This window comes from Microcoleus sp. BR0-C5, assembly GCF_036705045.1.
In the GTDB taxonomy this organism is placed as follows: domain Bacteria; phylum Cyanobacteriota; class Cyanobacteriia; order Cyanobacteriales; family Microcoleaceae; genus Microcoleus.
This window is the reverse complement of sequence record NZ_JAUBTR010000210.1, coordinates 1-1,260: the sequence shown is the minus strand read 5'-3', so window position 1 is coordinate 1,260 and position 1,260 is coordinate 1. Positions and strand designations below refer to the sequence as shown.

Here is a 1,260-nt window from a genome sequence, read left to right as displayed (position 1 = left end):
AACACCTAAAGGGCTCTAAGCTAACTATGTTATTCTACCACAAATATAGTCTGTCTATTTCTGCCGAGCTGTACTAGACTGCGTTTTGTTCACCATGACAGACAGGAGTCTGCGTCCTGGACTGTCATTGAGTCAAAACTTTCGCTGATACTGTATGCTATAGTTACATTCCAGGTCTTTAGACTAAAAAGGCTATAATTATCATGATCGAAAATAGGTAATACCAATTCACTATGAAGGTACAGTAAAATATAGGGTAAAAGTAGAGTACATCCAATATGGCGAACAAACTTCAGGTAGAAATCCAGCAAACGGTTGAGGAACTAGAGCATCGACTCGAACGGAGTGCGACCGCCGTAAATAAAGAAAAATTACTGGTATTATACTGGCTGGCCACCAAAAAAATCCAAAAAAGAGCAGAATTAGCCACGATGTTGAAACGAGACGAATCAACAATATATCGTTGGTTAAAAGCTTACAAACAAGGTGGAATTACGCTCATTACTTAGCATAAAAAAAGCTCCAGGAAAGACTCCACATATACCACCAGAAGTTAGAGAAAAATTAATCAAAAAAAGGCCAGAACCAGAGGGAGAAACAAGTTATGGCAAATTACAGATCTGGCTAGAAAAAGAATGCGCGATAAAAGTGAGCTATAAAGTGGTACATGACCTACTTCATTATAAATTGAAAGCTGACCTGAAAGTCCCAAGACCCCAAAGTAACAAGGCGAACGAAGAGGTGCAGGCAAGCTTCAAAAAAAACTATGTGAGCTCATAAAAGTAATGATTAAATATTTCGGAAAGTCCAAGCCTGTAAGGATATGGTGTCAAGACGAGAGTAGATTTGGATTGATTACTATGCGCCGGGCAGAATGATTACATTAAAGGGGTAAAACCCATTGGCAAAAAGCAATGGAAACGAGGAGATTTTTATATTTATGGAGTCGTAGAGCCAGCAACAGGTGAACAATATTATCAAGAATTTTCTCAGCTTAATTACAACTGTTTTCAGGAGTTTTCAAATGGATTTGGTCAAAAATACTCAGAAAGTTTCAATCTAATTATCATGGATAATGGTAGCTTCCATAAAGCTCTATTATTAGACTGGCATGACCATGTAATGCCAATATATTTACCGGCATATAGTCCTGAATTGAATCCGATTGAAAGATTGTGGGAACGTATCTGCTCAATAAATCGGGGGAAGGTATGACCAGGCGAACTAATGAATGATCCCAATTGCCAACAATTCTGATAA

At 38.0% G+C, this 1,260-nt stretch carries 3 protein-coding genes; all 3 read left to right on the top strand.

Going from position 1 to position 1,260, the window contains the following annotated elements; translation table 11 throughout:
- The first annotated feature begins 278 nt into the window (after positions 1-278).
- The 3 genes from QUB08_RS31985 (at position 279) to QUB08_RS32305 (ending at position 1,215) form a co-directional block, all read left to right on the top strand.
- Complete coding sequence (locus tag QUB08_RS31985) at positions 279-509, top strand: helix-turn-helix domain-containing protein (RefSeq protein ID WP_333230322.1); 231 nt, start codon at positions 279-281, stop codon at positions 507-509.
- The gene (locus tag QUB08_RS32310; RefSeq protein ID WP_445300987.1) at positions 487-780 is read left to right on the top strand and encodes a winged helix-turn-helix domain-containing protein; all 294 of its coding nucleotides are present in this window, start codon (positions 487-489) and stop codon (positions 778-780) included. Before QUB08_RS31985 ends, QUB08_RS32310 begins: the two co-directional genes overlap by 23 nt.
- A gap of 102 nt (positions 781-882) precedes the next feature.
- Positions 883-1,215, top strand: a complete 333-nt coding sequence (locus QUB08_RS32305) for a transposase (RefSeq protein WP_445300988.1) — start codon at positions 883-885, stop codon at positions 1,213-1,215.
- Positions 1,216-1,260: the final 45 nt, after the last annotated feature.

Coding starts and splice junctions, on each gene's coding strand:
- QUB08_RS31985 (WP_333230322.1), top strand. CDS start 279: ATGGCGAACAAACTTCAGGTAGAAATCCAGCAAACGGTTGAGGAACTA.